Origin of the sequence: Arsenophonus sp. ENCA (assembly GCF_002287155.1) — a bacterium.
GTDB classification, from domain to species: Bacteria; Pseudomonadota; Gammaproteobacteria; order Enterobacterales; family Enterobacteriaceae; genus Arsenophonus; species Arsenophonus nilaparvatae.
Window position 1 is genome coordinate 1 of record NZ_NHNG01000261.1, and the last position, 3423, is coordinate 3423.

The window sequence follows — 3423 nt, forward strand, 5'->3', positions numbered from 1 at the left end:
AATGATAGCTCGCCATTTCTCGTCTGTACGGTAAATTCCCATCTAATATTTCTCCTTAATTGTTAGCGTCGAACATCATGACAAATTAGGAGAAGTGAAAAAATGTGGGGATTTAACGACGCTTACATTTATTGGAGCAAGCTGAACCTGAAGCTTACGATCCCCGTTTAGCACGTTGGTCATTAACTGATTTACCGATCATTCCTGAAAAATGGCAATTAAAGCCTCGGGCGGCAGTTATTAAGCAACTTAATACTATTAAAGCGCTATTAGTTCAGGCCGATGAGATTGTGCATGCGGGAGATCCTGATCGCGAAGGGCAATTGCTGGTGGATGAAGTGTTAGATTTTTTAGCCTTACCGGATGATAAAAAGCAGTCTGTTCAGCGCTGTTTAATTAGCGATCTTAATCCACAAGCGGTAGTTAAGGCCATTGAACGGTTAAGAAGTAATCGAGATTTTATTCCACTTTGTGTTTCGGCATTGGCTCGAGCCAGAGCAGATTGGTTGTATGGCATAAATATGACGCGGGCTTATACTTTGCTTGGCCAGCGAGGGGGGTATCAAGGGGTATTATCTGTTGGCCGAGTTCAAACGCCAGTATTGGGATTGGTGGTTAGAAGGGATGAAGAGATTGAACATTTTGTTGCTAAAGATTTTTTTGAAGTAAAAGCACATATAATCACGCCGAATAAAGAACGTTTTACCGCTATCTGGCAGCCAAGTGAAGCCTGCATTGATTATCAGGATGAAGAAGGGCGTCTGATTCATCGCCCGTTAGCCGAGCATGTTGCTGCACGAATTACGCAGCAGCCGGCCTTGGTTGTTGCCTATCAAAATAAACAAGAATCAGAAATTGCGCCCTTACCTTATTCTTTGTCGGCTTTGCAAATTGAAGCCGCTAAAAAACATGGCTTAAGTGCCAAGGAAGTTCTTGATATATGCCAACAATTATATGAAAAACATAAAGTTATTACTTATCCTCGTTCCGATAGTCGTTACTTACCGCAAGAGCATTTTGCCAATCGCCATGGGGTATTAAAAGCTATTGCTATACATCAGCCAGAACTTACACAATTTGAATTGACTGAATTAGATAAGCAAAATCGCTGTTGGGATGATAAAAAAGTTGATGCACATCATGCAATTATTCCTACCGCTAAAGCAATAGCGGTGCAGCTTGATCAAAACGAAAGCAAAATTTATGCATTGATTACTGCTCAATATATTATCCAATTTATGGCTAGTGCAAAATTTCATAAACGGGTTATTGAACTGGAGATCGCAGGTGGAAAATTTATCGCCAGAGCTTGCTTTTTAGTCGAACCTGGTTGGCGAGCAATTTTAACTACTAAGGAACGGGATGTGGATAATGATGGTATGCCACTCCCTGAGGTAAAGGTAAAAGATCAGTTATTTTGCGAGCAGGGTGAAGTAATAGAAAAGCAGACTCAGCCACCAAAACCCTTTACTGATGCCACTTTGTTGTCGGCTATGACCGGTATTGCCCGTTTTGTGCAAGATAAGGCGTTGAAAAAGGTATTGCGAGCAACGGATGGTTTAGGAACAGAAGCGACCCGAGCGGGTATTATAGAACTGTTATTTAAACGTAAGTTTTTGGTTAAAAAAGGTCGTTATATGCATGCTGCGCCAGCAGGCATCGCCTTATATAAAGTTTTACCGCTGGTGGCAGTATTGCCTGATATGACTGCTCACTGGGAGTCTAAATTAACCCAAATTAGTGAAAAACAGTTTCGTTATCAGGATTTTATGTCACCATTGGCAGATACATTGAAAATGTTAATCCAACAAGCGAAACAACAAACTGATTTAACCATATTCCGTACGATATCGGTCATCGAAGAGAAAACGGAGAAAAAGTTATCAGTAAAGAAGAAGAGAACTAGTCAAAAAAGACAATCAAATGATAGCTAAGTGTAAAATAGTACTATCATTTGATTTTAACTTAATTTAACTCAAATTTTGCCCAAATAGGGGCATGATCTGAAGGTTTTTCCATACTTCTAATGTCATAATCAATGCCTGTTTCACCACAGCAGGCAAATAACGAACTAGAGGCCAGAATCAAATCAATTCGCAGACCTCGGTTATCGACAAAACCCTTGGAACGGTAATCAAACCACGAAAATTGATCAGTAATAGCTGGATTTTGTTGACGATAAGTATCGATTAATCCCCAGGATTTCAATTTATCCATCCATTCGCGTTCTTCAGATAAAAATGAGCATTTGCCAGCACTTAACCAACGTTTTCTATTAATTTCACCGATGCCGATATCATGATCTGTTGGACTAATATTCATATCTCCCATAAGAATGATATGCGATTGAGGAGAAAGATTATTTTGCAGATAAAGTTGCAAGTCTTGATAAAATTTTGCTTTTGCAGCAAATTTTGTTGGGTGATCACGGCATTCACCTTGTGGGAAATAACCGTTTATTATGGTAATTGTGCCTTTTTCTGTTTGAATATCTGCCATAATAATACGGCGCTGGGCATCAATATCGTCGCCAGGAAATCCCTTTTGAATAGTAATTGGTTTTTGCTTGCAAAATAGCGCGACACCATAATGTGCTTTTTGTCCATGGTAGCAGATATGATAGCCTAACTGATTAACCTGCTCTAAAGGAAATGCACTATCATCAACTTTGGTCTCTTGTAAGCCTATGACATCAGGTTGATGTTTTTCGATGATAGCTTCAAGTTGGTGGATGCGTGCTCTTAGGCTATTAATGTTAAATGAGACAAATTTCATTCGAATTGGTTACCTAATTGGAATATATTTATAAAAATATTTTATCAGATTGAATATATAAATGTAACCCATTATATAAAACATTTTCTTTTATTTATTAATGAGTTATTTTTTATATTTAAATTATTTAGTGTGATTAGCAGTGATTAAGTTTTAAAAAAATATATAACTTTAAAAAAATAATTAATTTAATTCAAATTAATAAACTATAATTAAAAATGCACTATATGAAAAAATTTTTTTTGTCAGAAAATAATAGTTAGATGTAATGATGTCGTTTGCTAAAAATCAATTTATGAAATTAATTAGCCAGGTTTAATTATTTTTCTTTAAATTATTAGCTTAAGTGCTTTTATCTTAAAGAGCTGTAAAAAGGTATTCTTTTTGAATTTCTGTGTCAGCTATAAATTATTAAATAGATATTTAAATTTTTCTATTTGATATTTAAGATTGAAGTGGAGTAATCATTATGTTTTTCTCAAGAAAGTTAGAAGCTTTTATGGGCACCTCGAAAAACCTAAGCCGAGTTTGATTTTGCTGATAAAGTTATCGGAAGCTGGTCTACTGAGCTAACCACCATGAAGAAACGCAGCGCCATTAAGAATGACCTCTTTGCAAACCAGTATCACCAACAGACGATCGACAAGT

Annotated in this window: 2 protein-coding genes; one reads left to right on the forward strand and one right to left on the reverse strand. The window is 36.7% G+C overall.

What is annotated here, in order from left to right:
* The first annotated feature begins 131 nt into the window (after nt 1-131).
* Nucleotides 132-1934 (forward strand): DNA topoisomerase III, encoded by a 1803-nt coding sequence (locus tag CBG25_RS06825; RefSeq protein WP_290605546.1) that lies wholly within the window; start codon nt 132-134, stop codon nt 1932-1934.
* Nucleotides 1935-1965: 31 nt separating this feature from the next.
* On the opposite strand, the gene xthA is transcribed toward CBG25_RS06825, so the two are convergent.
* On the reverse strand, nt 1966-2775 hold the full coding sequence (gene xthA, locus CBG25_RS06830) for an exodeoxyribonuclease III (protein ID WP_290605548.1): 810 nt from the start codon (nt 2773-2775) through the stop codon (nt 1966-1968).
* Nucleotides 2776-3423: the final 648 nt, after the last annotated feature.

What these genes read in the sequence shown, in the direction of transcription:
- xthA (WP_290605548.1), bottom strand. Translation starts at nt 2,775, where the DNA reads ATGAAATTTGTCTCATTTAACATTAATAGCCTAAGAGCACGCATCCAC.